Origin of the sequence: Paraburkholderia rhizosphaerae (assembly GCF_004366595.1) — a bacterium.
Lineage (GTDB): Bacteria > Pseudomonadota > Gammaproteobacteria > Burkholderiales > Burkholderiaceae > Paraburkholderia > Paraburkholderia rhizosphaerae.
This window is the reverse complement of record NZ_SORE01000017.1, coordinates 121,986-147,569: the sequence shown is the minus strand read 5'-3', so window position 1 is coordinate 147,569 and position 25,584 is coordinate 121,986. Positions and strand designations below refer to the sequence as shown.

Here is a 25,584-nt window from a genome sequence, read left to right as displayed (position 1 = left end):
ATTTCACGCCTCCATCGAGCGGGCAGCATCGTGGATCGCGGCGCGAATCCGCGTATAGGTCGCGCAGCGGCAGATGTTGCCGCTCATGGCCGCGTCGATATCCGCGTCGGTGGGTTTCGGGTTTTCGGTCAGCAGCGCGGTGGCGGACATGATCTGTCCGGATTGGCAGTAACCGCACTGTGGAACCTGCAGCTTGACCCATGCTGCCTGCACGGCCTGTGCCGGTTTGCTTTGCAGACCTTCGATCGTCGTGACCTTGCGGCCGGCGACCGCCGACAGCGGCGTAACGCACGAGCGCAGCGGCTGCCCTTCGAGATGGACGGTGCATGCACCGCATTGCGCCATCCCGCAGCCGAACTTGGTGCCGTGCAGACCCGCGACTTCGCGGATTGCCCAGAGCAAGGGCATGTTGGGGTCGGCGTCTAGCGTCGTGGACTTGCCGTTGAGTATGAAAGTGGTGGACATGGACGACTCCGGAGAGAGCTCGCTTTGTGGACTTGTTTGGAATGCGTGTCGTTTGACGGATAGCCTTCAGTGGCGAAGCCCCGCGGCTTGGGCATTGCATGGCCATCGCGGCGACGCCGCTGCGTGAGTTTGAGCCAAAAATGAGGGTTAAGGATTGTTCGAAACTCCGGAAGTTTTGCCTAATCCTGTTTATCTGGCTGACGAAATGGCTCAACCGGATTTGTCCGCAAGAAACGGAGTGCGGCCGCGCGTCGTCGGTCGATATCGTTGGTTCCATGCGGAGTAATCCCGCTTCGCTTGATGCACGTTCATCAAGGAGTCGAACATGTCGAAGCAAGATGAAAACAAGGCGATCGTTGCCCGGTGGTTTGCGAGTTTCTGGGGCGAAAAGTGCGACCTGAGCATCGTCGACGAGATCGCTGCGCCGGACATGCTGCTCAAGTATTCGCTACACGAGCCGCGTCGCGGCCATGAAGACATCAAAGCGTTTATGACGAACTTTCGCGCGGCTTTCCCGGACCTGAACTTTTGGGGCGTCGCCGACCTCATCGCGGAGGGCGACTACGTCGTCGGTCAGTGGGAGGGCGGGGGCACGCATGCGGGCAACGCGTTCAGCGACTTCCTCGCGGGCTCGCTGCCGGCTGCAACGGGACGCAAGATGCACTTTACCGGCACGACGGTGTTGCACCTGAAGGACGGCAAGATCCTCGAGGAGCGCGGGCTTGACGACGGTGTGACAGCCCTTGCGCAACTGGGGTTGATCAAAATGGTTTGAGCGTTCGCTTGCGAGTCTGCGTGGGCGGTGCCGGACCGTCGATCAAACGGCGCCGATGATCAGAAACAGATTGAACGCGACGAACGTTAGTGCAACGACGGCGCCGCAAATATATTCGAGGTGCAGCGAGAACGCTTTTCCCCTGTTGGTCGTGATGGCCGCCGTAATCGTGACAATCGTGGCAAACACGATTTCGATCAGCACGAGGATGTTCAGCCGATCGACAATCGTCAAATGGTGTTCGTTGCCGAGGACGTTGCTGACCGCCCGGAAATTCAGCACGACAGCAAATAGCGCCCCCGCCAATAACGTCATGCGCGATTCGACCAGCGGCCGTCCGTCCTTGTGAAGCAGAAAACTGACCGTGCACAACAGAAACGCTGCATAGAGCGGCGCGGCGAGGTTCAGGAACGTCGCGATGCTGGCGCGCTGCAACGTAATTGTCAGCTGCATATTCGTGTAATCGGAGCCGCCGCTGCCGCCCGCCGGATCGCCGAACCTCGTTGCATAGTGCGAGGTTCCGGCTTCGATCTTCTGGCTGGCGATGTGCCACCCCTGCGGGTTCGCGCTCGGCAGATAGCCGGTGTTGTCGGCGTCCGCTACATACAGCAGCGTCGACGTGTCGTCGACGCCTTCTTCGACGGTCAAATGCAAAACCTGCTCGTCGAACGGAAACCGTCGTAAATCCCAGTCCTGTCTGAACGTGCCGATAATCTTGATTTGCCGCCAGTACAGGTCGCCGCGTTGCGTGGTGCTTTCGAGTCGCCGGAGCACGCCGTTCGAATCGACGAACTCCATCGTATGGAGTGGGTTCTTCGTCGGCGAGTGTCCGACGCTCCATATCCACAGATCGGCTGCATACGTGCCTTGAGCGGTGTCGACCGAATAGATCGACGTGACGAACATGCCTATTTTGAAGTGCTCGGGTCGCGCTTTCGACACCTCGCACAGTGCGACAGAAGGCAGCAGAAGAAGCAGGGCAAACCATACGCACGCGCAGTACGCGAATCTACTCGACAGTAAGCGCGGGCGCGGCAGATTCATCGCACGATTTTCCTCTTCAGTGATGCAAAGGGTTCGGATACGTATGTCAACCGCTCATCATGCTCCATGAGTCGAGCGGGCTCTGTGTCATGGAGCACAGTCAGTGTTAGCACTTCGATTCGTGTGCCGGATACGCGATCGCACGCGATTCAAAGATCTGCAATCGAACGGCGTGTACCGCTTATCCAATCCGCAAGTGGATGTACGGTACGGTATGCTCAACTACGCTCGACCGTGCCCACCGCGCGACCGCTGCCGTTAAGGCCTCTTCAGGACTTTTAAGGCGCGGCTAAGGACTTCGATGTTGCGCGTCGATATCGTGTAGGGCGATCCTGAATCCATTCCATTCGCTGGAGGTAGCTGTGTCCGTGTCCCGTCAAACAAAAGCACACACGTTTCCGCCCAACTTCGGTATTCAGGACGTTCCGACCAACGGAACGATCCTGCATGTCCGGACTGGCGGCGAAGGGCCGGCAGTCGTGCTGCTGCACGGCTATGCGGAGACCGGCGATATGTGGGCGCCGATGGCCGCCGACCTTGCCGAAGACCATCAGGTGATCGTCCCGGACCTAAGAGGCCTGGGCCTGTCCGCCAAACCCGCCGGCGGCTTCGACAAGAAGACTCAGGCCGGCGATATCGCGGGCATTCTCGACGCCCTCCATGCCGGAACAATCGACCTTGTCGCACATGACATCGGCAATATGGTCGCTTTCCAGTTTGCCGTGCAGTATCCCGAGCGGATCCGTCGCCTCGTGATGATCGACGCACCGGTTCCAGGCTTGGGTCCGTGGGAGGAGATCCTGAAGAGCCCGATGTTGTGGCATTTCCGCTTTGGCGGCCCTGATATGGAAAGGCTGGTCGCGGGTCGCGAGCGCATCTATCTCGATCGCTTCTGGAATGAATTCTCCGCGCAACCGGACCGGTTCGACGAAGCGGCGCGCGCGCACTACGCGCAACTGTATGCGCTGCCAGGCGCGATGCATTCCGGGTTCGCGCAATTTGCCGCGTTCGACCAGGACGCCGATGACAATCGCGCATGGCTCGCCACCGGTGCGCGGCTGCGCATGCCGGTGCTGGCAGTGGGCGGCGAGAAGTCGTTCGGCACGACGATGGCAGCGGTGATGCGGGCCGCCGCGACCGATGTGCACGAAAGCGTATTGCCCGACTCCGGGCATTGGGTGATGGAGGAAAATCCGCAGGCGACCATCGAGTTGGTTCGCGGTTTTCTGAAGGACGCGGTTTAGTCGAGCCCCGCCGTGTGGCGCGTGAGCGAACACACGGCGTTGTCGTCAGTTCAACAAAGAATGGGTTGAGGCTGTTTCGCGTCCCCGCTCACACGACGCTTTTATCTGCCCGACATCGTCTGGTACCCGTTCGCGGGACGAAAAAAGACGTCGTCGATCTCCGCTTCATCGATGGGCTCGGAAATAAAAAAGCCCTGACCTTCGATGTCGGGCAGTGTTTTCGCCCACGCGAACTGTTCCGACGTTTCGAGCCCGGTCAGAACGATCCGCTTTCCGTGGTTTTGCGCGAGACGCACGAGCGTCTCCACCATTCGTCTCGATTCCTCATTGACCGTTACCTGACGAATCAACGAGCGATCGAACTTCACGATATTGACCGGTAACTGCTGAAGCAGCGTCAGCGAGTTGAAGCCGGCGCCGACGTCGTCCAGTGCGACGTGCACCCCGACCGCCTGCACGGCCTGAATCACATCGACCAGCCAGTCGAGCTGATCAGGATGCACGACGCCGGTCAGTTCGATTTCGAATGCGCCCGGGTCGACGCCAAGCGATGCGAACAGCGCGTTGAGCCGGCCGGGTAGATCTTTACGGCCGAGTTCCAGCGCCGACAGATTGATTGCGAGAGACAGATCTCCACGGCCGGCCAGCTTCCATCGCACAAGGGTGTTTGCCGCTCGGGCAATCAGCAGATCGGTAAACCTTCCCGCAAGGGCGGAATCTTCGACGACGCTAAGGAAGTAAGCTGGCTCGAGCACGCCGCCTTCCGGATGCCGCCACCGGATCAGGGACTCGAAGCCCGACAGTCGGTTTTCCTGCAGCCTTAGCTTCGGCTGAAGGACGAAAAAAAACTCGTCCTGACCGAGGCCGCGTTCGGCGTCGCTGATCAGAGTGGACGTGTTTTGTAATGGTGAAGTGTGTCGCATTGGCGTTCCGCTTCCTCTGATGCAGTTAGTGTGCGCGGCGAACCGTACGTTGTGGCCAGAGAGCGGACGCGTGATGCCAGAGGCGGCGCAGGTTTCTTATATGACTGTTTGCGGCGTCCCGTTCTATATAGAAGGTTGCTGCCTGCAAGTCAAGAGAGTTAATTCGTGAAACTATTCTCGTCATTCAGCGCGCGGCGATTATCCTGGAGCACTATTTTTATCGTGTTCCAAAGTCGATTTATGTGAAAAAGCATTCGTTCGTGCTTTTGAATTTCCCACGACCGCAAACTCTCGCTGTTGCGGTAGCGATGTGAAAAAACCAAAAGCCGGCCAATTCGAATTGAGTGAAAAAAGTTCACATTCGTCGCGCAGAGTACGGCTGGTTTTGCGCATTTTACACGTAAAAGGGCTGAAAAAAACCCGCGCACCCCGGCGAAACGATGCTTCTGGTGCCACTCACACCGTTTCGTGACAATTGTTGACATTTGGATGCTGTTTGATTCCGGTATGGTACGTGCAATGGTCTGACGAATCCGCGCCGGGTCACGAGGTTGTCATACGGTAGAGCCGTCACAATGGACTGCAAAGCAACGGAGGATAGCGTGGCCAGGGAACAGACGCCCGCCCGGGAAATGAACACGCAGCGTGACGGATAATTAAGCTATGGGACGAAGTCTATTCCATATCAAAAGTGAAAGGCAATTATAATATTTAAGAATAAATGGCAATTGATCGAATAAGGCAGGGAATAGGTAACATATGGGAAAAGGCTTCATATTTTCGCGGCGATTTTTCACGTGAGCGATCGGGTACCGGCATACCGCCATTGACGCGAAAATATCCGGATCTGGCATTGGATTGCATCTGGCTGACTGCGGCACTGACGGTGTTGTGCGCGTGCATCATCGCGACTCCACTTCTGCATCGTGCGGACCTGCTGTTCCTGGACAGCGTGTCGGGTTCAGCGATGCCGGCTCAGCCCGCGAGCTTCGCGTACCAGTTGCTGTTCAGCGTCGGCGTGGTGCCGTTGATCTGTCTGTTGCTCTATCTTCTCGGCCCTCGTGCGGGCCTTCTCGCATCGGTCGTGATGTCGGGAGCGATCGCGGTCGCGTCGATCGCGATGTTGAGATACGGGCAACTATTCGTATCGCCGTGCGCGGGCATTTTCGCTTGCATGATGGCCTATCCGCTTTGGTCGTGGCGACGTCAGGAAGCCTTACTGACTTTCCTGTCGATCGAAGTGATGAAGGGGGCGACGGAGCCGTCTCTACCGGATGAACCTGGACCTGCGAAGTTCTTGTGCGATCCGATCCAGACCCGGCTGACGGCCGCAGCGTCTCTGTTCGACCGGGTACGCCGCCATCGCGAATTTATTTCCGAATGGGTCGACAGCTTGCCCGCGGCCACGCTGGTTACGACGCCTGCAGGAGAAGTCATTCTCGCGAACGAGCGCGTCAATGCGTTGTGTCAAAGTTCCGGGCTTCCGCGCATTGAACATCTGTCGCCGGCGGGTCGACCCGTATCGGACGTGCTCTTCGAAATCACCGCATCGCATCGGGCCATCGAGTTTGCGTCGCAGGCCATGGCGTTGTTTGCGCTGTGGTCCGGCGACGAGGACCCGCCTGCTTATAGCGACTCGATGTTCGCGCAAGGCATCGAGATCGCGAATGCGCGAGGCGGGCGCTCGTTATTGATCAAATGCGCGCAAATCAAGCCGTCCGCGGGTCGCGATGGCGCGTTGATTTTTCATCTGGCTGACGTTTCATCGGTACGCAAGGCGGAACGCCAACGCGATACCGCGCTGCGCTTCCTGTCGCACGATATGCGCTCGCCGCAGGCCGCGATCCTGGCGCTCGTCGAGCAGATGCAGCAGGACCCGCCGCGCTTTACCGCCAGTCAGTTTGCTACGCTGGTGGGTCAATACGCGACCACAGCGCTCAGTCTGGCGGACGATTTCCTGTTTCTGGCACGCGCGGAAAGCTTGCCGCCGAAACTGACCCAGGTGGACCCCGCTCTTGTCCTGGGCGACGCGATCGATGACCTATGGCCGCAGGCGACCGCGAGAGCGACCAGCGTCAACCTCGCTGCGGAACCGGGAAAAAGCACCATCGCCGATGTTCAGCTGTTGCGGCGTGCGTTTGCGAATCTGATCGGTAATGCGATCAAGTTCAGCCCACGATATTCGACGGTCGACGTGCAACTTGCGGAGACGGACCGACACCTGAAGATCTCGGTGATCGATCAAGGCGTTGGCATCACGGATCAGCAAAAGAAAGCGCTCTTTCACGAATTCAGCCAACTCGATGAAAAGTCGTCGCGTTTCGGCCATGGCTTGGGACTGGCCTTCGTCAAAACGGTCGTTGATTCGCTTGGCGGGGAAATGCAGGTGAACTCTGTGCCAGGTCAAGGGACAACATTCATGGTATTCCTGCCTAAGCTAACCGGAACCGGTTGAACCGGCTTCGCTATGTGATCCGGATCGCCGCATGCAAAGCGCATTTATTTGCGCTGACGTGCGATCAAACAGTTCACAAAAGTTCAAACATATTTATAGTTTGTCCTCTAGCATCATTCGTTGTGTCGACACAGCCGATCTCGCAAACGTTTGCGCGATCGGCGAAAGCTTCAACTGTATGTGAGTCGGACATAAAAAGGTCACAATGCTCGGGGGCCACACATGCGTATTCTTGTTGTCGAGGACGATCCGCTCCAGGCGGAAGCGGTATCGAATGCATTGAGTTCACTGAGTCACACGCTCACGATCGTCGACGATGGCGAGCGGGCGGTGCGCTGCCTGCGATCCGAGCCGATCGATGCGGTTGTGCTCGATTGGCATTTACCAAGAATGAGCGGCATTGAAGTGCTGCACTGGATTCGCGCTCGCTCCAATGTGAAATACGGCGTGCTGTTTCTGACGAGCCGCGTTCACGAAGTCGATGTCGTTAGAGCGCTCGATGCGGGCGCGGACGACTACATGGTCAAACCGTTTCGTGCAGAAGAACTGGCCGCGCGCGTGAAGGCGCTGTTGCGCCGTGTCGCGCGAACAGCGATGCATGACGAGCCGATCAGTGTTGGCGACTATGTGCTCGATCCGCTCGAGCGTTGCGTGACGTTGCGAGGCGGCAAGATCGATCTGACGACCAAGGAGTTTCAACTCGTTTCGGCGCTATTCAGTCATCTCGGCAAAATCCTTTCGCGGGATCTGCTGGCGATGACCGCGTGGGGGCGGGAACTGAGTGTCGAGTCGCGCTCGCTTGACACACACATCTATAGAATCCGGCAGAAACTGAAACTGAGCCCGGAGAATGGCTTGCGCCTATCGTCCATTTACACGCTTGGGTACCGGCTGGATCTGGTGAAGTCCGGCGTCGAAAGCGAGCCCTGCATGTAAGCGCGTTCCGCTCAATAAGATTAGACGCGCTGCTATAGCGCTGATCAAGCGTCATATTCCGAACTAAACCCGATACTCATCGATCGGTTGGCGAAAAGCACACGCATGAGCCTGTGCAAGAATGTCGCCTTCCAGTCAGCGGCCACTGGAGCATGGACAAGACACTACTGAAAGGGCTCATGGTTCTCGAAGCGCTTGCCGCGCTAAACGGCGAGCCTTTGACCATTCAGGCGCTGGCAATCCGGCTTGGACTCACTAAAAGTAACGCGCATCGCACGCTACAGACGCTCGCGCATGCGGGCTATGCGGTCCGCGACGAATCCAGCGGCGTTTATCGAAGCACGCTAAAGCTATTCGAACTCGGCACGATGCAGATTTCACGGCTCGATGTGCGGCACCAGGCGACGCCGGTGATGCGCCAGCTCGCCGACCTTACCGAGGAGACCGTGCATCTGTCCGTGCTGGACGGCGATGCGGTGATCTACATCGACAAGATCGATAGTCCGCAACCGGTGCGCGCGTATTCGGTGGTAGGCGGCCGTGCGCCGGCCCATTGCGTCGCCACCGGCAAAGCGCTGCTCGCATTCCAGGCCGCGGATTACCTCGATCGCAAGGTGCGCAATCTGCACGAACACACGCTGGTGACGATCACCGATCGCGCGATATTGCAGGACGAATTGCGCAGGATCGGACGGTGCGGATGTGCGGTCAATCGCGGCGAATGGCGTGACTCGGTGGGCGGGCTTGCCGCGCCGGTTTTCGACGGGCTGGGCGTCGCGGTCGCGGCCATCGGCATATCGGGGCCGCTAGACCGGTTGAGTCCCAAACGCATGAAAGCGCTCATGCCCGAAGTGCTGAAAGCGGGCGCACAGGTTTCGCGTTCGATGGGGTTCAGACGCGCGTACTTCAGTACCGGCTTGTAATGCCGCGCACGTCGCTGAAGCGCGACGATGACAATTCTGCGTTTTCCTCAAGTTTTCCTTCGCGATACCGACAACCTCCGGGTTCGAGTCGAAGCCTTCGCTTCGGTCATTTTCGTGTCCTATAAGATAGGACGTTAACAACGAAATTTGGGTTTACACATTTGTGCGATCACTGCACACCATCGCGCATGCACTGTTTCCGCGCGGCAACGAATTTGTTTCGCTATTGCTGTCGCTCGCAACATTTGGCGTCGGCTTTCTGATGAGATCGATTGGTGCGCTAGTGCTCGGCGGCTATGTCGATCGAAAAGGGCGGCGCAAGGGCTTGCTGCTGAAGCTCGGATTGATGGCGATCGGCTGCTGATGATTACCTGTGTGCCCGGCGATGCGCCGCCGGTTGCGTGAAACCGGTGTATTCGAAGCGCGCAAAACGAAACCTTCCCGGCGACAGATCCTTCAATCGCTGCTTGACCATCGCCGCACGATCGGTGGCGCGGTCATGCAAATGGTCGTCGCGCTGACGGAGATCATGCCTGCGCCTATTCGCAGCACCGGCTTTTCGCTGATCTGGAGCGTCGCGCAGGCGGTATTCGGCGGGTTCACGCCGGGGGATTGCACCGATGATAAATAAGGGTTAACGCTGACATGGGTTTTCAGGCTTCGAGTTGTCACCGTCGCGGCGCGCGATCGTTCATGCGGTTTCCTTGCGAATTGATTTCGATAGAGGCAAAGGTGGACTCAGTGCCGGATTGTTTTGCGGGCCGAGATACTGAAATCCGGACCCGATGCTCATGCAGGCCTGGTTGCCGTGGGCGTTTGCGTCGGAGCGCCTTGATTGGCGTGCATGACGCGTGGCAAGCGATTGCCGGACCCGGCTCGCCCGATCTGCATCGGATCGCTCGCCCTCCATCCACTGACGCTGAGTAACCAGTAAAAACAACTTTGACAAGTTACGTAGGATGACTATGATGCGGGTCAGGCGGTCGACTTCAAGCAAGCGTTTCGTCGAATGAGTGATTCGAGACTTGAGTCGGCGTAGTCAGTCAATTGAACCTGCAATAGGAGCGTGACGTGAAAGCGATTGTTCTAGATGGTTTTGGTGGCCTCGAAGCACTGGTGTACAAGGACATCCCGAAGCCGGAGCCGCAGCAAGGAACTGTCGTTATCAAAATCAAGGCATTCGGCATCAACCACGCTGAGATGCATATGCGTCGCGGCGAGTGGGCCGAATCGGCGCCGGTGAGCGGCATCGAGTGCGTGGGTATCGTCGACTCATGCCCGGGCGGCGAGTTCGCGGTGGGCACGAAGGTGGCGACGATGATGGGCGGCCTCGGCCGCACGATCAACGGCAGCTATGCCGAGTACACGCGTGCGAAGGTGAGCAACGTCGTGTCGATCGAATCGAATCTGCCATGGGCCGAGCTCGCTGCGATTCCGCAATCGTATGCCACCGCGTGGACCGCGCTGTTCCGTAACCTGAAAATTCAACGTGGCCAGACCATTGTGATTCGTGGCGCGTCGTCAGCGTTGGGGCTGGCAGCGGTCAATCTCGCGGTGAACGCGGGTGTGAAGGTGATCGGCACGTCGAGCAGCGAAGCAAGCTTTGCGAAACTGACTGCGCATGGTGTTAGCCGTTGTGAAATCGAGCGACCGGATTTGTCGAAGCATATTGCGCAGCGCAAGGAACTCGATGCCGTGCTGGACCTGGTCGGCAACAGCACGATGCTCGATTCGTTGGACATGGTGCGGCGTGACGGCAAAGTCTGTCTGGCCGGCTGGCTGGGCGGCCTCGCGCCAATCGCGGATTTCAACCCGTTGCTGCAAATGCCGAGCGGTGTGGATCTGACGTTCTTTGGCAGCTTTGTGTTCGGTACGCCGGGCTTCCCGTTTTCGGATGTCCCGCTGCAAGCGATTGCCGCCGATGTCGAGGCCGGTAAGTTTGCGGCGAAACCGTGGCGCGTGTTCCGCTTCGACGAGGTTCCGCAGACGCACCGGATCATGGAAGCCGGCGAAGCGAAAGGCAAGATGGTAGTCGTGCACGACGAGTGAGCGCGGCTAATTTGAGCACGGCCGTTGTAACCGCACCAGCCGCATTTGTCCGATCATCGCTGTAGCAGCAGTGCTATCCTTTGAAAAGCGCCCGCAAAAAATGGGGCCGAACTGCAACCGGCCGCCGCCTGGCGGCCCGGTGTTGCTGCTGAAGCCGGTGCGCTCGCGCCGGCTCATGAGGAGAAGCCCATGCCTGCGCGCTCGATCGCATCGCTTTCTCTGTCGTTTGGTCTCGTGTCGATACCCGTCAAGCTGTACTCGGCAACCGAGAGTGCATCGGACGTCCGCTTTAATCTGCTCGCGCCGGACGGTTCCCGGGTCAGGCAGCAATACATTTCGGAAACGAGCGGCGAGGTGGTCGAACGTAGCGCAATGAAGAAAGGCTACGAGTTCGAAAAGGACCGCTTCGTTGTGTTTGCGCCGGATGAACTGAAGGCGCTCGAAGATAGCGCAAGCCACGTCGTCGAGATCGTCGCGTTTATTCCGGAGAAGTCGGTCGATCCGATTTACTACGACAAGGCCTATTTCATCGCGCCGGACAAACGCGGCGGCAAGCCTTATAGCCTGCTGCAGCAGGCGTTGATCGAAAGTGAACGGGGCGCGCTGGCGAAATGGGCGTCGAAGGGCAAGACGCATATCGTGCTGATTCGGCCTACACCGGATGGCCTGATTTTCCAGCAACTGTTATTTGCCGACGAAGTGCGCTCGCTTGCCGATTTGCATATCGAGCATGTTCCGGTATCGGCTGCGGAACTCAAGCTCGCGCTGCAAATCATCGAGCAAGGCACCGAAGAATCATACGACCCGGCCGCCTACGAAAACGAAGAGAAGAAGCGCATTCTAGCCGCGATCGACCGGAAAATCGAAGGCAAGGAAATCGTGTCGAACGAACCCGTCGAAAGCGAGTCAACTGGCCAGGTGATCGATCTGATGGAGGCGTTGCGCGCGAGTTTGTCGAAGGGCGGTGGCGGCGCACGTCAAAAGCCCACCGCGCGCAAAGCGAAGGAAGAGGCAACGGAAGCAGCCGAGGTGGCCGAGATGCCCGCGCCGCGAACCAGGAAACCTGCACAGCGCGCGGAGAAAGCGCCAGCTGCCGCGCCTGCCAAGGTTCGCGCCCGCAAGTGAAGCATAAGAGCGATCGCCACGACATCTCGGTACGCAAGCTTCAGTCATTGCTCGGCGTGTCGCGCAGCGTGCTCGCCGGTCTGATCGACGCCGGCTTTGTGACGCCGGCGCGCGGGTCGCGTAACGAACTGCGCTTTACGTTTCAGGACGTGGTGTTGCTGCGCACCGCCTTTCAGCTGCAGTCAGCGCGCATCTCGTCGCGCAAGATCCTCGCGGCGCTTGCCCGCTTGCGTGCGCAACTTCCCGACGAGATCCCGCTTTCCGGCATACGCGTGAGCGCGATGGGCAACACGATCATGGTCAGGACCGGTCCGTCGCAGTGGGACGCGAATACCGGGCAGCTTGCATTCGATTTCGAAGTTGCGGATATAAAAGGCGACGTTGTCTTTCTGGATGCGTCGTCGGCAAAAAAGGACGCGCGCAAGCAGGCCGACGACTGGTACGCGCTGGCCGACCAGATGGCGGAAGATGCCGATGCAACCGGCGCCGAGCAGGCCTATCGCAAGGCGCTCGCGATTTCACCAATGCCTTTTTATAGCGCGTATGTAGACCTGGGTGCGCTGCTGTGCGAGAACGATTCGCGCTTTGACGATGCGCTATCCGTGTTTGACGAAGCGCTTGAGCATTTTCCTGAAGACGCGGTTTTGCATTTCAATCGCGCGGTCGCGCTCGAACTGCTTGGCCGGCTGGCCGAAGCCGAACGGAGCTACGCGCGCTGCCTGGAAATCAACCCGCGTTACGCCGACGCGCATCACAATCTCGCGCTGATCAAGGAACAGCTTGGCGACCAGCAAGGCTTGGTCAGGCATATGAGCGCTTATCGCAAGCTAAGCAGCTAAAAATGGATTACCGCCGTTTATAGAATCTTTGCAAAAACCGTGAAACTCTTTTGATGCACCGCAAATACGATCTTCATAGAATCGTCGGGCTATAGGTATCGAAGCGGACCTCATAGGGAACGGCCTACGCTCTCGCGGTTGGACATGGCCTTTTCGTTGAACACGCTTGTCAAGCAAGCCCAGCGTTACCCGGGTTGTGTGTTGTCTATACCCGGCTACGCCCGCCCGGCTTGATTTTCTGTTGGGGATTAAGTGAAAAAGAAGATTATCGGCGCCGCCGCTCTGTTCGCCTTTGCCGCGGCCGCGCACGCTCAAAGCAGCGTCACGCTCTATGGATTGATCGACACTGGTATCGTCTATACGAACAACCAGGGTGGCAGCAGCGCGTGGCAAGTACAAAGCAGCATGCTGTCGAACGAAGTCTGGGGCTTGAAGGGCAGTGAAGACCTCGGCAGCAACCTGCACGCGATCTTCAAGCTCGAAAACGGTTTCAATATCCAGAACGGCAAAACCACTTACGCGAACACGATGTTCGGCCGTCAGGCGTATGTCGGTATTCAGCATGACCAGTTCGGCACGATCACGCTCGGACGCCAGTACGACTCCGTGGTCGACGATCTCGGCCCGATCGCGCTCGCGAACAACGGCGACGGCAACAACCTTGCCGCGCACCCGTTCGATAACGACAACGTCGATGACTCGTTCTATATCAACAACTCTGTCAAGTATGTGAGCCCGACCTATCGCGGCGTGCAGGCAGAAGCGTTGTATGGCTTCAGCAATGCTGCCGGCGGCTTTGCGGACAATCGCGCGTATAGCTTCGGCTTGACGTACAGCATCGGCCCGATCAATCTGGCGGCGGCCTACCTGCAGCTGAACAACGGTTCGCTAAGCTCGAGCGGCGCGGTGTCGAACAACGACTTCGTCAATTTCCCGGCTGCGCGTCAGCGCGTGATGGGCGTGGGCGGCAACTATACGTTCGGACCGGCTGTCGTGGGCCTGCTGTGGACGCATTCGCTGTTCGACAATACGCAGCCTGGCGCGAACTCGGTGATCCAGCAATCGTTCGACTCGCTGCACTTCGACAACTACGAAGTCAACGTGCACTATGCGGTGACGCCTGCAATTTCTCTCGCCGGCGCATACACGTTCACGCAGGGCGCGTTCAGCGGATCGACCGGCTCGGCCGATCCGAAGTGGCATCAGGTCACGCTGATGGCGGATTATTCGTTCAGCAAGCGCACGGACGTCTACGTTGAAGGCGTCTATCAGCACGCGTATGGCGCCGACGGCACGGCGTTCGAAGGCGCGTTTATCAATGGCCTGGCCCAATCGTCGACCGGCAATCAGGTTGCGGCGACGATCGGTATGCGCACGCGCTTCTGATCGCACTACGCCTGTCTAAAGCTTGTACAGTACGCGCGGCCTATGGGCCGCGCGTACGTTTGCGGGGTCGCTCGCGCGTCACCCGGTCGCGTATTATGCTTGCGCGGACAACTTGTCCTGCGTGCGCGTCTCGAAGTCGGTCGCGTCGTGACGTTCGAGCAACTGGCTGGACGGCTCGCCCGAAGTCCGGTTCACCATACGCCCGCGCTGCACGGCCGGACGCTTGTCGATCGCCTCGGCCCAGCGCTGCACGTGCCGATAGTCCTGCACCGAGAGAAATTCGGCCGAATCGTAGAGCCTGCCTTTGACGAGGCCGCCGTACCACGGCCAGATCGCGATATCGGCGATCGTGTATTCGTCTCCCGCGACGAACTCATGCTTTGCAAGCTGCTTGTCGAGCACGTCGAGTTGACGCTTCACTTCCATCGCGAAACGGTCGATCGGATACTCCATCTTCGATGGCGCGTACGCGTAGAAATGCCCGAAGCCGCCGCCAAGGTACGGCGCGCTGCCCATCTGCCAGAACAGCCACGACAGACACTCAGCGCGCCTGGCCGTTTCCGTCGGCAGAAACTCGCCGAACTTCTCGGCCAGATATAGCAGAATCGCGCCGGATTCAAATACGCGGACCGGCGCCGCGCCACTACGATCCACCAACGCGGGAATCTTCGAATTCGGGTTGACGTCGACAAAGCCGCTACCGAACTGTTCGCCATCGCCAATCCGGATGAGCCATGCATCGTATTCGGCGCCGCGATGGCCGCGTGCGAGCAGTTCTTCCAGCATCACGGTGACTTTTACGCCGTTTGGCGTGCCCTGCGAGTAAAGCTGTAACGGATGACGCCCGACCGGCAGCGGCTTGTCATGCGTGGGACCCGACACAGGCCGGTTGATGCTGGCGAACTGGCCGCCGTTGCTTTTGTTCCATGCCCAGACCTTAGGCGGTTGATATCCGGATGATTGAGTCATTGCTTTAAGTCTCCTTACTTTGTGCATTGCACGTCGTTCAAGCTTAGCAAATCGCCACATAACGTGCTGAAAGCTCATGGCGTATCAAAACGCATGGTGCGCCAATTCGCGCCGCTCCCAACCCCGCGAAAAGATTGAACGCATAATCTATTTGGCCCGTCCCTATTCGATCAAGCCGGGACGAACCGGGTTTTGTCGTCCGCAGCTAACCACCGGTTTGCCGATTGTTCGCGACCGTCGGTAAGTGAATTCACGCACATTGGGTATATCCGGGTCGCTCGTTACGCTAATCTCCGGGGCACAACAGAAGGACGGCTCCCTCCATACCTCTGGCCTTTTGTTGTTGTCGCGCACGGGCCTCGCCCGTGCGTTTTTTCGTGTGGCGTGATGCGATGACCTTGCGTTGCACGTTGCGGCCAGTTTTTGGTCGGTTCCGTCCGATTCGGGCTATCCTGTCGATTGTTGTCTAAAGTCGAACGCTCACCTTCGCGCCGTTGCGGCGTACCCTTTACATCGATGGCGTCGACAAATCCCTGCAGGAGCTGTCATGCTTGCCCTCGAAGTTGTTTCGTCGCCGGTTGCCGATGTCGACCGTGCGCTTGCCTTCTATAAGGAGAAGGTCGGTTTCAGCCTTGACGTCGACTACCATCCGGCTCTGGCATTCCGGGTCGTCCAGGTGATGCCGCCGGGTTCGTCGTGTTCGGTGCAAGTGGTAGCCGCCGATTCTCCGGCGCGCGCGCGCAACCTGTATCTCGTGACGACCGACCTCGAGGCCGAGCGGACCGCGCTGATCGACCGCGGTGTCGCGGACGGCGCGTGCCGGAACAAGCATCCGGCCGATACATGGGCCGGCGGATGGAGCGCGGGCGTGGATCCGGAGCGTCGCGACCATGCGAGCTTCGGGGACTTCGAGGACCTCGACGGCAACATCTGGACGCTCCATGAGCGCGGCTACCGCGCACACTGATATGGACGAGGACCTCCACGCGTTTAATCAGCTTCGCCCGCGCTTACAGAAACTGGCGTACCGGATGCTCGGATCCGTGGCCGAAGCCGAGGACATCGTGCAGGATGTGTGGCTGCGCTGGCACACGGCGGCTCACGACGGCATCGATAACGCGGAAGCGTGGCTCGTTTCCGTGACGACGAGGATGTCGATTGACCGGCTGCGCGCGGCGAAAATCCAACGCGAGCACTACGCGGGCATCTGGCTGCCCGAACCGCTATTGACCGAGTCGCCGGCCACGCCGGAAGAGGTGACCGAGCGGGCGGACGACGTGTCCGTCGCGTTCATGTTGCTGCTCGAACGGCTGACGCCGGAGGCGCGCGCGGCATTCCTGCTGCGCGAAGTCTTCGATATGGACTATGACGAAGTCGCCGAGGCGGTTGGCAAAACCGAAGCGGCGTGCCGTCAGCTCGTGAGCCGTGCGAAAACGCAACTGCGCGATGAGCGGCAGCGTTTCGAGGTATCGCGCGACACACACCGGCGCTTGCTACAGAGCTTCACGCAGGCGGTGGAGGGCGGCGACTTCGCGACAATCAACGCGCTGCTCGCCGAAGACGCGATGCTACTAGGCGATGGCGGCGGCAAAGTGACCAGCTTTCCGGAGCCGATGGTGGGCGGCAAGCGCATTGCCCAACTGTTCTACGCTTCGTCGCTGCGCTACAAAAGCGGTGTTCGTTTCCAGCTTGTCGAACTCAATGGCGAGTGGGCGCTGTTGCGCTACCTGGGCGGCGAGCTGGAGTCGGCACAATCGTTCGAAACGGACGGCAATCGCATTGTCCGTATCTTCGTGCAACGCAATCCCGACAAGCTCGGGCTGATAGCCGCGACATATAGCGCGCCCACCGAACGCTGAATCTTCCCGCCGCGGCAACGCGGCCACGCGCCAACACCCGGCGCAACCCACAGACGCGCGATGGACGTGGATTGGTGCCTTACAGGCAACGCTGTGAGTCCATTCGCCCATCTACCGTCGGGCGTGACGCACGCCTAACATGATCTCGTGCGGACCGTTACCCGGACACCCGCCGCCGCGCAATAACACCCACCGAGCCCGACGACGCCCAACGGCGCCAGGAGAGATCATGACTCAGCGCATCAATTACATTCAACAATCGCCCGAGCTATTCAGGAAGTTCATGGCCTTCGGCAATCAGATAAAGGATTGCGGAATCGAAGAGTCGATTCTCGACCTCGTTTCAATCCGCGCGTCGCAGATGAATGGCTGCGCGTTTTGCGTCGATATGCACGTGAAGGAAGCGCGTATTCACGGCGAGCGCGAACTGCGTGTTCACCATGTCGCGATCTGGCGCGAGTCGACGCTCTTCGCGCCGCGCGAACGCGCGGCGTTGGCCTGGACTGAGGTGCTGACCCATCTGCCCGAGCACGGCGTACCCGACGACCTCTACGAGCGCGTGCGCGGCCAGTTTTCGGAAAAGGAACTGTCCGATTTGACCTATGCTGTGATGGCGATCAACGGTTGGAACCGTGCCAACGTCGCGTTCCAGACGGTGCCCGGTTCCGCTGACAAGGTATTTGGCCTCGACAAGGCTAATCTCGCCTGAAGGCCCGACGCATTGCTGTTTTCTGGGTTCAATGTCGGCCCGCTTCGCGGGCCGCGTCCTTTGGGAGAACGCATCATGTTTCGCTCGAAAGTCACCGCTCTCGTCATGGCCGTTGCAATGCTCGCAGCGGCGTCATTGATCGGACAAGCGCACGCCGCCGCGCCTGAAGCGATCGTCACGCCCGTGATGACACAGCTGCTTCCGGACTACCCGGGCAAGGAAGCGGAGATGATTACCGTCGTGTACCCGCCCGGCTCGGTCGACCCTGTGCATCGGCACAATGCGCACGCGTTTGTCTATGTGCTCGAAGGGACAATCGTGATGCAGCTGAAGGGCGGCAAGGAGGTCACGCTGACGCCAGGCCAAAGCTTTTACGAAGGCCCGAACGATGTCCATACTGTGGGACGCAATGCGAGCCAGACCAAACCGGCGAAGTTTCTCGTGCTGCTGCTGAAGGATAAAGGCGCACCGATTCTCGTGCCTGAAAAATAAGCCAGGCGTGCGCCGCCGGCATTCACCAGAAAAAAAGCGGCGGCCGGTGTCACAAACGGGAGCGCTCAAACGTCTAGGTGGGTGTGGACACAACTACTTTGCGCTTCCATGTCAGACATCGCATCCCGACGATCCGTTAGCGGCGCCGACGATCCTTTCGCGACCAGCTTTGCAACCAGCTACGCGGGCGTCGTCTCATTCCTGGCTGTTGCCGATGAAGGAAGTTTTGCCAGAGCGGGCGACCGCCTCGGCATCGGCCGGTCATCGGTCAGCCGCAACGTACAGAAGCTCGAGGCTCAACTCGATACGCGTCTGTTCCTTCGCACGACGAGAAGCACGTCGCTGACGCGCGAAGGCGAACGCTTCTACGAGTACTGCCGGCCGGGTGTGGAGCGCATCGTGCAGGCGCTCGAAGAGATGCGCGAGCTGCGCAACGGTCCGCCGCGCGGCCAGTTGCGTATCTGCTCGACGCCCGGCTTCGGCCGCAAGATCGTTGCGCCGCTGCTGCGGGGCTTTCACGCTAAATATCCGGATATCAAACTGGAACTGGTGCTCAACGATCGTCCGATGGATTTCACCGCGGATCGCATCGACGTGTCGTTTCGCGACGGGCGACTCGAAGATAGCGAAATCATCGCGCGCCAGCTGATACCGATGCAATTGCTCGTGTGCGCGTCGCGTGACTATGCGCGCACATACGGCTTGCCATCCGATATCGACGAACTGGCCGAGCACCGCTGCATCAACTTCAGAACGGCGTCGGGCCGCGTCAGGGAGTGGGATTTCAAGGTTGGCGGTCTCCCATACCGGCGTTTGCCGGTGGCACGGCACACGTTCAACGACCCGGACCTGATCGTTCAATCGGTGCTCGACGGGCATGGCATCGCGCAGCTGCCCGCTTATCTGGTGTGCGATCTGCTGGGTGATGGGCCGCTCGTCAGTTGTCTGTCGCAGTACGCGCCGGATGACGGCGGCCACTATATCTGCTATCTGAGCCGCAAGCACTTGCCCGCGCGAATCCGCGTGTTCGTCGACTACATGATCGAACAGACGAGAAGGCTCGACCTCGACTGTCTGACGAAAATATCCGCCGCTATCGACGAATGGTCGGCAATGCGCGCCGCAGTCGCGCTCTGATTGATGCCGTCGATGCAACACGATGCATCACACCGCGGCGCTACTGTTTAGTTGCGCGCGCACGTACGATGGCTATGTACGGACGCCCACGCGTGACGAAGCTGGCGCGGCATCGCATGAGCAATATTGTCGCGCTTGTACTACCGGATCGGGCGGGCGAGCCGTAGCGTTTGCCGCGTGGATTCCGAAGGACGTTGATTATGAATGTCACCGATAGCTGGTCGCAGATTGTCAAAGGGTTGCGCGGACATCCTTCAGACATCGCGCGCACGATGCGCCGGGCAAATTACGCACCGTGCGATCTAGACGATGGCCTGCCACCCGCAATGGCCAATGTTTCGTCGATCCGCCGTATCGAACGGCAAACCGGATCGACCATACTCGTTTCGTGGAGCGATCCAACGCTTGGCCGCTATCAGGACCAGGCGTGGCGAGCGGGTTTTGCACGCAAGCCCGGTGTGTGCGGGTTGACCGGCATGCCGGTGAGGCGTGGCGACGCGGTGTACCGGCCGGTCGTGCGTGGCGGTGTGCGGCCGCTGAACGCGCTCGATATGATTCTCGCGGAGACGTTACCGCTCGCTTGCACGCAAATGTCCGGCGATCCGTTCGTATAGCGATGCTTTGACCGCGGCAGTCCCCGACCGCTCAGTTCACAAACGTTGACAGATGCGCGATGGAAATAGCGTGATGATCATCACGCTGTGTCGCGTGTCATTACATCGCGCGGACCTGTTCATCTGTCGCGTTCTGGGACTACGTTGAAGCGGGCGCAAAGGTAGCGATTCTTGCGATTCGACGCGCAGGCTGCGGTGGCATAAGTCTGCTACCGCGCCACCGCCCACTTCACCTCGACCACGCCCGCAGCTGCCGAGGACTCAAGAAGCGGCGGCACGTGCCCGGACTCCGGCGACGCATGCCAGCGTACTTCGAAGCGCTCCTCGATCCGTCCGGCGGCCGTCTCCGACGAACCCGCGACCAGCGTGAGCCGGCAACCTTGCTGGACCAGTGAGTCGATCAGCGCACGTCTGGAAAATTGATCGGGGTCGTAGATCAACGTCAGTTCGGCCTGATTTTCCCGTGGTATCCGTGTTTCCAGCACCTTGAGGCACCACAACACGAATATGCCGAGCCCGAGCCCGACGGTTCCCAACCCAAGCTGACCGCCGCCAAAACACAGACCGACCACCGTGACGAACCATAGCGTCGCAGCGGTGGTCACGCCTTTGACCAAGCCGTCCTTGCGCAGAATCGCACCCGCACCGATAAACCCGACGCCCGAAAGAATGCCCAGCGGAAGACGCATCAGGTCGAGTGTGACGAACGACCCCGAGTCCTTTCCCACTTGCGGCAACAGCACGTTCACCTGAAGCATCGCGAGGCAAGCGGCGAGGCATACCAGCATCGTCGTGCGCAGACCCGCGACTTTTCCGGACTCGCCGCGATTGAAGCCGATCAGAAACCCGGCGACGACAGCGAGCGCGAGCCGTATCCACACATCTCGCCACTCAAGCGTTAGCGGCATCACCGACATATCGCAACTCCCACCAGCGCCCGCGCGATCATTCCACCCAGGCCGCGTGCACACCAGGCACCGCCAGGCACCACCAGCTGCTAAACCGGATGATCCCCATGCTCGCTAAGCTCCGGCTCGAAGAAAATCCATTTTGCAGCGGGAAAAGCCGCACGCAATGCGAGTTCGATCTCGTCGATCGCGCGCACCAGTTGCTCTTCGCCGCCGCGCGGCTCCAGTTCCGCCTGTACGGCGACCAGCAGATCGTCGGCCCAGCGAAGCACCACGAGACTCACGATGCGCCGTACCTCGGGTCGCGCGGCCAGCCATTTTTCCATCGCGGCGCGCACGCTTCGATGCGCGGACTCGCCGACGATCAACGATTTGATCTCCCGCAACGAAAGAAGCGCGGTGCCCATCAGCACGAGACCGACGCCGATACCGCCGAGCGCGTCGAATACCGGGTTGCCGGTCCACACCGCGATGGCAACTGCGATCAACGACACGAGCACGCCCGCCAGCGCGGCGATGTCTTCGCCGATCACCAGCAGCAGTTCGGGTTTGCCGGTCTCGCGGAACCATCGCCACAGTCCGCGGCTGCGCAGTTCGTGGCCAACGGTGCGGACCGATGCCCTTAATGCGGCGCCTTCGATGACGATCGATGCGCCCAGCACGGCCACCACGACCAGCGGATGATCGAGCGGGGTGATATGCGTGAGTCGGTAGATGCCGACTGCCGCCGATGCAAGGCCGCCGACGATAAAAATCTGTAGCGCGACGACCATTGCATAGAAGTACGATTCCCGGCCAAAGCCGAGCGGATGCTGTTCGTCCGCGCGTTCGCTTGCCGCGCGGCGGCCAACCAGCATAAAGAACTGGTTCATGCAGTCGGCGCTCGAATGGATCGCTTCGGCGAGCGCGGCGCCGGACGCTGTATAGGCCGCCGCCGCGAATTTGCAGAGCGCGACGGCGACGTTCGATGCGAGCGCATAGTAGACCGCACGCGGAACGGTCGTGCTCATCTGGCCGTTCCGCGCGGGTCTTGCATCGCCCCGGTGCGGGGGGCGCGGATCGATTCCACGCGCGCGCACCGTCGCGTTGCTGCTTTCCGCTTAAAGGCCCTGGACATCTCTCCCTTGCTCGAAACTGCCGCGGGTCCCGGCGGACATCTCGGCCCAGTAAGGCTGGCGATTGTAGTATTGATGCAACTGCGTGCCCCACGACGCATCGGCCATCGACGGCCAGTGGTCCTTGTCGAAGCCCGGGTCGTCCTTGATGCGCTGCGCGGTAATGTCGACGCGGAAGCATTTCTCAGCTGTGTCGAGCGTCAACGCGCTCCACGGGATCGCGTGCAACGTTGTTCCCATGCCCAGAAAACCGCCTTCCGACAGGACTGCATAGGCGATGCGGCCACTGCGCACATCGAGCATGATGTCGGACACCTTGCCGACATGCTCGCCGTCTGCCGTGATGACCTTATCGCCGTCCAACGTTGCTGCGGCCATGATCTCGGGGCCCGGCCCTTCACCGACTCCACCGCCGACGATCTGTGCACCCGATCCGGATGCGCCTTTCGGGTCAAGCGTGCTCATAATGTGTCCTCCCAAGGAAAGGTGTGAGCGCTAGTGCATGTGCAAACGGTATGCCTAGGGCACCTGCTGCGGCACGACTAACGCATCGTCGGCAGCCGTGCGCGCGGTGCCGGCGAGTGCGGCGAAATAGCGGGCCGTTTTGCGCAGACCGTCGTCAAGCGGCGTGCACGGCGTCCAGCCAGTAAGACGCGTAGCCAGTGAAATATCCGGCTGGCGCCGCCACGGATCGTCAACCGGCAGCGGGCGAAACGCGATAGCCGACGACGACCCGGTCACGCCGATCGTGCGCTGCGCGATTTCCAGCATCGATATCTCATGCGGATTGCCCAGATTGACCGGACTACCCGGGTCGGCCGGCAGCGTCATCAGCCGCACGAAAGCATCGATCATGTCGTCGACGAAGCAGAACGAGCGTGTCTGCGAACCGTCTCCATAAACGGTTAGCGGCTGGCCGGTCAACGCCTGCATCATGAAGTTCGATACGACGCGGCCGTCGGCCGGATGCATACGCGGTCCGTAGGTATTGAAGATCCGCGCGATCCGGGTATCGATGCCGTGCTGCCGGCGGTAGTCCGCGAACAGCGTTTCGGCGCAGCGTTTTCCCTCGTCGTAGCACGAGCGCGGGCCAACTGGATTCACGTGGCCCCAGTAGTTTTCCGTTTGCGGATGAATACGCGGGTCGCCATACACTTCGCTCGTCGATGCCTGAAATATCTTCGCCTTAACGCGCTTCGCGAGTCCGAGCATATTGATCGCACCATGTACGCTGGTCTTCGTCGTTTGCACCGGATCGTGCTGATAGTGGACCGGCGACGCGGGGCACGCGAGGTTGTAGATTTCATCGACCTCGACGTAAAGCGGGAAGGTCACGTCGTGCCGCATCAATTCGAAATTCGCACAGTCGAGCAGATGTGCAATATTGTCCTTGGCGCCAGTGTAAAAGTTATCCATGCACAGCACATCGTGCCCTTGCATCACGAGGCGCTCACATAAATGGGAGCCGAGAAAACCCGCTCCGCCGGTGACCAGGATGCGTTTGCGCGACAGTTCCTTCATGTCCTTGCTCCTGAATGAAGTCGGATAACGGGCGCGCGGCACTAGCCGGTGACCGTCGACAGCGCGTCGCACCAGTCGCGCACGAAACGGTCGATATGAAAGCGCTCGATTGCGGTGCGCCGCGCGGCGTCGCCGAGTGCCCGCGCATGCTGCGGATCGCGCAGCAGATCGTTCATCGCTTCGAGCAGCAACTGGCGGTCGGTGTGCACATAGCCGTTTTCACCGTTCCGGATTACGGTGGCCAGTTCAGTGGTTGCGAAGCCGACGATCGGCATGCCGATCATCATCGCTTCGACGATCGCAAGGCCGAGACTCGTCCAGCGGATCGGATTGAAAAAGAAGCGGTAGCGCGCAATAAATGCGGCCAGTTCAAGGTTCGGAATCTCGCCGATGCCACCGCTGCGCGCCGCATCCATGCCGACCAGGTCGAGCGGCGTCTGCGCGCGCAGCGCGCCGAACAGGTCCGCGCCGAGCCGTCGCCCGCGCTGCGCGAGATGATTGACGACGACGATCCCCCGTCCGAGTTCACCGCTGTATCGCACGCCGTCCGGCACCCGCACGCCGTGTTCGATCACCTGGGTCGGCGTGGCGCCGCAGTCCCACATCAGCCGGTTGAAATGCGTGACGTGCACGAGCAGCGCGGCCGGATCGTCGACCCAATGCTTCTGTTCGTACGGATTTTCAAGGGGTGGATCGTGTTCGACATAGATGCACGGCAAACGCCGCTGCCGTTCGGACAGGACCTGCTTGCGGTCGTATTCCCATTGCACGCGATGCTGATAAAGCACGGCATCGAAGTCGGTTGACGCGACGTCGCCGATGGGCACCTCGTGTACGTTTTTGCCCCACGGCAGCGTTCCAGAGCGGCCCGCGTAGCCTGGCGGGCTGCCGGGCTTCGTGACCAGATAAAAATCGTGCGGCGCCTGCGTCAGGTAGTACAGATAGTTGCCATGTATGTGCCATGTCAGCACGCGCAGGCGGCGCCGGTTCGTCAGGTTATTCGGCATGTTGATGGGCCTCCTGGCATGTGTCGGGCGACGCGCACGACGTGCCCGCGTCTTCTTTCGGAAACCGGCGGGCAAGCTGTGCGCGCGCCACATCGATGACGCTCGCGACGCTGACGTTCAACGCGCATTCATGGCCATACGGGCAGACGCGGAACGCGCACGGCCGGCACGACGGATAATCGGCGAGCACCTGATGCCGTTCGCGATCGAGCGGTGCCCAGCGGCGCGTGTCGCTGCCGGACGCGATCACGACGCTCGGGGTGCGCATCGCCGCGGCGATATGCGAAATGCCGGTGTCGTTGCATACGACGACGCGCGCATTGCGCACCAGCGCGGCTAGCGAGCCAAGCGACGTCGCGCCCGCCAGATGCACCGCCGGCGACACCATGGCGCCGAGCACGCTCGCGCTCAGCTGCGTTTCGGCTGCGGTGCCGGTGACCGCGATCTGCCAGCCGTCGGCCGACAGCGCGTCGGCCACTTCGGCGAAGCGTTCGGCGGGCCAGCGGCGCGACGGCAATTGCGCACCGGGATGCAGGATCACGACGCGCGCGGCTTCAATGCCGTGCGACGCAACGAGCGTCATGTAGTCGGCGAGATCGCGCGGCGTCAGATCGAACCACAGTGCGTCGCGTTCGCGGCCGTGCGCGGGCGCGCCGAGCGCATCGGTGAGCGCGAGATAGCGATGCGGCTCCGGCAGCGTGTCGGGCCACCCGATAAAGCAACCGCTACGCGCTTCACCCGGCTGCACGAAGCCGGCCGACGCGCGCGCGCCGAATTGTTCGACGATGTCGTTTGCGACGCCGCCGCTGCCGTGCAACTGTATCGCCAGATCGAAGCGGCGCGCTTGCATCTGCGCGACGAAGCTGGGTAAGGCGGTGTCGTCTTCGCGCTGTTCCGGAAAACCGGTCGCGCCGGGGAAAACGATCAGTTCGTCGAGCAGTCCGGCGTAACGTTCGACGAAGCTTTGCGCCCAGGGCAAGCCAACCAGCGCGATATGCGCGCGAGGGGCCGCGCGGCGCAACGCCCGCAACGCGGGCACGCTGCACAGCATGTCGCCGAGTTGCAACGCGCGAAATACGACGATGCGCC

The 25,584-nt window shown here is 60.2% G+C and carries 26 protein-coding genes and 1 pseudogene; 17 read left to right on the top strand and 10 right to left on the bottom strand.

What is annotated here, in order from left to right:
• Positions 1–3: 3 nt before the first annotated feature.
• A complete protein-coding gene (locus BX592_RS21860) occupies positions 4–465 on the bottom strand; it encodes a (2Fe-2S)-binding protein (RefSeq protein ID WP_134194412.1) in 462 nt (153 codons plus the stop codon).
• A 325-nt stretch (positions 466–790) separates the two neighbouring features.
• Here BX592_RS21860 and BX592_RS21855 point away from each other — a divergent pair, with 325 nt between their 5' ends.
• Positions 791–1,240, top strand: a complete 450-nt coding sequence (locus tag BX592_RS21855; protein WP_134194410.1) for an ester cyclase — start codon at positions 791–793, stop codon at positions 1,238–1,240.
• Positions 1,241–1,282: 42 nt separating this feature from the next.
• Here BX592_RS21855 and BX592_RS21850 read toward each other — a convergent pair whose 3' ends face one another.
• Positions 1,283–2,146, bottom strand: coding sequence for a ligand-gated ion channel (locus BX592_RS21850; protein WP_134194408.1), 864 nt, complete (start codon positions 2,144–2,146; stop codon positions 1,283–1,285).
• Between the two features lie 506 nt (positions 2,147–2,652).
• Between BX592_RS21850 and BX592_RS21845 the strand changes: the two genes are divergently transcribed.
• A complete protein-coding gene (locus tag BX592_RS21845; RefSeq protein WP_243849658.1) occupies positions 2,653–3,528 on the top strand; it encodes an alpha/beta fold hydrolase in 876 nt (291 codons plus the stop codon).
• A 101-nt stretch (positions 3,529–3,629) separates the two neighbouring features.
• Here BX592_RS21845 and BX592_RS21840 read toward each other — a convergent pair whose 3' ends face one another.
• Complete coding sequence (locus BX592_RS21840; RefSeq protein ID WP_134194404.1) at positions 3,630–4,451, bottom strand: EAL domain-containing protein; 822 nt, start codon at positions 4,449–4,451, stop codon at positions 3,630–3,632.
• 853 nt (positions 4,452–5,304) lie between these two features.
• Between BX592_RS21840 and BX592_RS21835 the strand changes: the two genes are divergently transcribed.
• From BX592_RS21835 to BX592_RS21800, 9 genes and pseudogenes are all read left to right on the top strand, one after another.
• Entirely contained in the window at positions 5,305–6,906 is a 1,602-nt protein-coding gene (locus BX592_RS21835) for a sensor histidine kinase (RefSeq protein WP_166676418.1), read from the top strand.
• Positions 6,907–7,128: 222 nt separating this feature from the next.
• On the top strand, positions 7,129–7,842 hold the full coding sequence (locus tag BX592_RS21830) for a response regulator transcription factor (RefSeq protein ID WP_134194400.1): 714 nt from the start codon (positions 7,129–7,131) through the stop codon (positions 7,840–7,842).
• 152 nt (positions 7,843–7,994) lie between these two features.
• Positions 7,995–8,765, top strand: coding sequence for an IclR family transcriptional regulator (locus BX592_RS21825; protein ID WP_134194398.1), 771 nt, complete (start codon positions 7,995–7,997; stop codon positions 8,763–8,765).
• A 181-nt stretch (positions 8,766–8,946) separates the two neighbouring features.
• Positions 8,947–9,155, top strand: a pseudogene (locus tag BX592_RS21820) (citrate-proton symporter); the annotation flags it as partial.
• A 109-nt stretch (positions 9,156–9,264) separates the two neighbouring features.
• On the top strand, positions 9,265–9,396 hold the full coding sequence (locus tag BX592_RS34880; RefSeq protein ID WP_279589202.1) for a hypothetical protein: 132 nt from the start codon (positions 9,265–9,267) through the stop codon (positions 9,394–9,396).
• 440 nt (positions 9,397–9,836) lie between these two features.
• Positions 9,837–10,814, top strand: coding sequence for a zinc-binding dehydrogenase (locus tag BX592_RS21815; protein ID WP_134194396.1), 978 nt, complete (start codon positions 9,837–9,839; stop codon positions 10,812–10,814).
• A gap of 189 nt (positions 10,815–11,003) precedes the next feature.
• Positions 11,004–11,939, top strand: coding sequence for a non-homologous end joining protein Ku (gene ku, locus BX592_RS21810; RefSeq protein WP_134194394.1), 936 nt, complete (start codon positions 11,004–11,006; stop codon positions 11,937–11,939).
• The gene (locus BX592_RS21805; RefSeq protein ID WP_134194392.1) at positions 11,936–12,778 is read left to right on the top strand and encodes a tetratricopeptide repeat protein; all 843 of its coding nucleotides are present in this window, start codon (positions 11,936–11,938) and stop codon (positions 12,776–12,778) included. Before ku ends, BX592_RS21805 begins: the two co-directional genes overlap by 4 nt.
• Before the next feature lie 252 nt (positions 12,779–13,030).
• Positions 13,031–14,164 carry a porin gene (locus BX592_RS21800; protein WP_134194390.1) on the top strand — a complete coding sequence of 378 codons (1,134 nt, stop codon included), beginning with the start codon at positions 13,031–13,033 and terminating at the stop codon, positions 14,162–14,164.
• A 93-nt stretch (positions 14,165–14,257) separates the two neighbouring features.
• On the opposite strand, the gene yghU is transcribed toward BX592_RS21800, so the two are convergent.
• Entirely contained in the window at positions 14,258–15,133 is an 876-nt protein-coding gene (yghU, locus tag BX592_RS21795; RefSeq protein ID WP_134194388.1) for a glutathione-dependent disulfide-bond oxidoreductase, read from the bottom strand.
• A 547-nt stretch (positions 15,134–15,680) separates the two neighbouring features.
• Here yghU and BX592_RS21790 point away from each other — a divergent pair.
• The 6 genes from BX592_RS21790 to BX592_RS21765 all read left to right on the top strand — a co-directional run bounded on the left by BX592_RS21790 (position 15,681) and on the right by BX592_RS21765 (position 19,944).
• Positions 15,681–16,100, top strand: coding sequence for a VOC family protein (locus BX592_RS21790; protein WP_134194386.1), 420 nt, complete (start codon positions 15,681–15,683; stop codon positions 16,098–16,100).
• A 1-nt stretch (position 16,101) separates the two neighbouring features.
• Positions 16,102–16,992, top strand: coding sequence for an RNA polymerase sigma-70 factor (locus BX592_RS21785; protein WP_134194473.1), 891 nt, complete (start codon positions 16,102–16,104; stop codon positions 16,990–16,992).
• Between the two features lie 229 nt (positions 16,993–17,221).
• Entirely contained in the window at positions 17,222–17,701 is a 480-nt protein-coding gene (locus tag BX592_RS21780) for a carboxymuconolactone decarboxylase family protein (protein ID WP_134194384.1), read from the top strand.
• A gap of 75 nt (positions 17,702–17,776) precedes the next feature.
• Complete coding sequence (locus BX592_RS21775; protein ID WP_134194382.1) at positions 17,777–18,193, top strand: cupin domain-containing protein; 417 nt, start codon at positions 17,777–17,779, stop codon at positions 18,191–18,193.
• A gap of 108 nt (positions 18,194–18,301) precedes the next feature.
• Positions 18,302–19,330 (top strand): LysR family transcriptional regulator, encoded by a 1,029-nt coding sequence (locus BX592_RS21770; protein WP_134194380.1) that lies wholly within the window; start codon positions 18,302–18,304, stop codon positions 19,328–19,330.
• A 200-nt stretch (positions 19,331–19,530) separates the two neighbouring features.
• The gene (locus BX592_RS21765; RefSeq protein WP_134194378.1) at positions 19,531–19,944 is read left to right on the top strand and encodes a DUF3331 domain-containing protein; all 414 of its coding nucleotides are present in this window, start codon (positions 19,531–19,533) and stop codon (positions 19,942–19,944) included.
• A 209-nt stretch (positions 19,945–20,153) separates the two neighbouring features.
• On the opposite strand, the gene BX592_RS21760 is transcribed toward BX592_RS21765, so the two are convergent.
• The 6 genes from BX592_RS21760 to BX592_RS21735 form a co-directional block, all read right to left on the bottom strand.
• Positions 20,154–20,861 carry an MgtC/SapB family protein gene (locus tag BX592_RS21760; RefSeq protein WP_134194376.1) on the bottom strand — a complete coding sequence of 236 codons (708 nt, stop codon included), beginning with the start codon at positions 20,859–20,861 and terminating at the stop codon, positions 20,154–20,156.
• 80 nt (positions 20,862–20,941) lie between these two features.
• The gene (locus BX592_RS21755) at positions 20,942–21,862 is read right to left on the bottom strand and encodes a cation diffusion facilitator family transporter (RefSeq protein ID WP_134194374.1); all 921 of its coding nucleotides are present in this window, start codon (positions 21,860–21,862) and stop codon (positions 20,942–20,944) included.
• A gap of 90 nt (positions 21,863–21,952) precedes the next feature.
• Entirely contained in the window at positions 21,953–22,432 is a 480-nt protein-coding gene (locus BX592_RS21750) for a PRC-barrel domain-containing protein (protein ID WP_134194372.1), read from the bottom strand.
• Between the two features lie 54 nt (positions 22,433–22,486).
• Positions 22,487–23,488, bottom strand: coding sequence for a UDP-glucuronic acid decarboxylase family protein (locus tag BX592_RS21745; RefSeq protein WP_134194370.1), 1,002 nt, complete (start codon positions 23,486–23,488; stop codon positions 22,487–22,489).
• A 41-nt stretch (positions 23,489–23,529) separates the two neighbouring features.
• Positions 23,530–24,495 (bottom strand): glycosyltransferase family 4 protein, encoded by a 966-nt coding sequence (locus BX592_RS21740; RefSeq protein WP_134194368.1) that lies wholly within the window; start codon positions 24,493–24,495, stop codon positions 23,530–23,532.
• Positions 24,485–25,546, bottom strand: coding sequence for a glycosyltransferase family 9 protein (locus tag BX592_RS21735; RefSeq protein ID WP_134194471.1), 1,062 nt, complete (start codon positions 25,544–25,546; stop codon positions 24,485–24,487). Before BX592_RS21735 ends, BX592_RS21740 begins: the two co-directional genes overlap by 11 nt.
• Positions 25,547–25,584 lie beyond the last annotated feature (38 nt).

What these genes read in the sequence shown, in the direction of transcription:
- BX592_RS21860 (WP_134194412.1), bottom strand. Translation starts at nt 465, where the DNA reads ATGTCCACCACTTTCATACTCAACGGCAAGTCCACGACGCTAGACGCC.
- BX592_RS21855 (WP_134194410.1), top strand. Translation starts at nt 791, where the DNA reads ATGTCGAAGCAAGATGAAAACAAGGCGATCGTTGCCCGGTGGTTTGCG.
- BX592_RS21850 (WP_134194408.1), bottom strand. Translation starts at nt 2,146, where the DNA reads ATGTTCGTCACGTCGATCTATTCGGTCGACACCGCTCAAGGCACGTAT.
- BX592_RS21840 (WP_134194404.1), bottom strand. Translation starts at nt 4,451, where the DNA reads ATGCGACACACTTCACCATTACAAAACACGTCCACTCTGATCAGCGAC.
- BX592_RS21830 (WP_134194400.1), top strand. Translation starts at nt 7,129, where the DNA reads ATGCGTATTCTTGTTGTCGAGGACGATCCGCTCCAGGCGGAAGCGGTA.
- BX592_RS21825 (WP_134194398.1), top strand. Translation starts at nt 7,995, where the DNA reads ATGGACAAGACACTACTGAAAGGGCTCATGGTTCTCGAAGCGCTTGCC.
- BX592_RS34880 (WP_279589202.1), top strand. Translation starts at nt 9,265, where the DNA reads ATGCAAATGGTCGTCGCGCTGACGGAGATCATGCCTGCGCCTATTCGC.
- ku (WP_134194394.1), top strand. Translation starts at nt 11,004, where the DNA reads ATGCCTGCGCGCTCGATCGCATCGCTTTCTCTGTCGTTTGGTCTCGTG.
- yghU (WP_134194388.1), bottom strand. Translation starts at nt 15,133, where the DNA reads ATGACTCAATCATCCGGATATCAACCGCCTAAGGTCTGGGCATGGAAC.
- BX592_RS21790 (WP_134194386.1), top strand. Translation starts at nt 15,681, where the DNA reads ATGCTTGCCCTCGAAGTTGTTTCGTCGCCGGTTGCCGATGTCGACCGT.
- BX592_RS21785 (WP_134194473.1), top strand. Translation starts at nt 16,102, where the DNA reads ATGGACGAGGACCTCCACGCGTTTAATCAGCTTCGCCCGCGCTTACAG.
- BX592_RS21780 (WP_134194384.1), top strand. Translation starts at nt 17,222, where the DNA reads ATGACTCAGCGCATCAATTACATTCAACAATCGCCCGAGCTATTCAGG.
- BX592_RS21775 (WP_134194382.1), top strand. Translation starts at nt 17,777, where the DNA reads ATGTTTCGCTCGAAAGTCACCGCTCTCGTCATGGCCGTTGCAATGCTC.
- BX592_RS21770 (WP_134194380.1), top strand. Translation starts at nt 18,302, where the DNA reads ATGTCAGACATCGCATCCCGACGATCCGTTAGCGGCGCCGACGATCCT.
- BX592_RS21765 (WP_134194378.1), top strand. Translation starts at nt 19,531, where the DNA reads ATGAATGTCACCGATAGCTGGTCGCAGATTGTCAAAGGGTTGCGCGGA.
- BX592_RS21760 (WP_134194376.1), bottom strand. Translation starts at nt 20,861, where the DNA reads ATGTCGGTGATGCCGCTAACGCTTGAGTGGCGAGATGTGTGGATACGG.
- BX592_RS21755 (WP_134194374.1), bottom strand. Translation starts at nt 21,862, where the DNA reads ATGAGCACGACCGTTCCGCGTGCGGTCTACTATGCGCTCGCATCGAAC.
- BX592_RS21750 (WP_134194372.1), bottom strand. Translation starts at nt 22,432, where the DNA reads ATGAGCACGCTTGACCCGAAAGGCGCATCCGGATCGGGTGCACAGATC.
- BX592_RS21745 (WP_134194370.1), bottom strand. Translation starts at nt 23,488, where the DNA reads ATGAAGGAACTGTCGCGCAAACGCATCCTGGTCACCGGCGGAGCGGGT.
- BX592_RS21740 (WP_134194368.1), bottom strand. Translation starts at nt 24,495, where the DNA reads ATGCCGAATAACCTGACGAACCGGCGCCGCCTGCGCGTGCTGACATGG.
- BX592_RS21735 (WP_134194471.1), bottom strand. Translation starts at nt 25,546, where the DNA reads ATGCTGTGCAGCGTGCCCGCGTTGCGGGCGTTGCGCCGCGCGGCCCCT.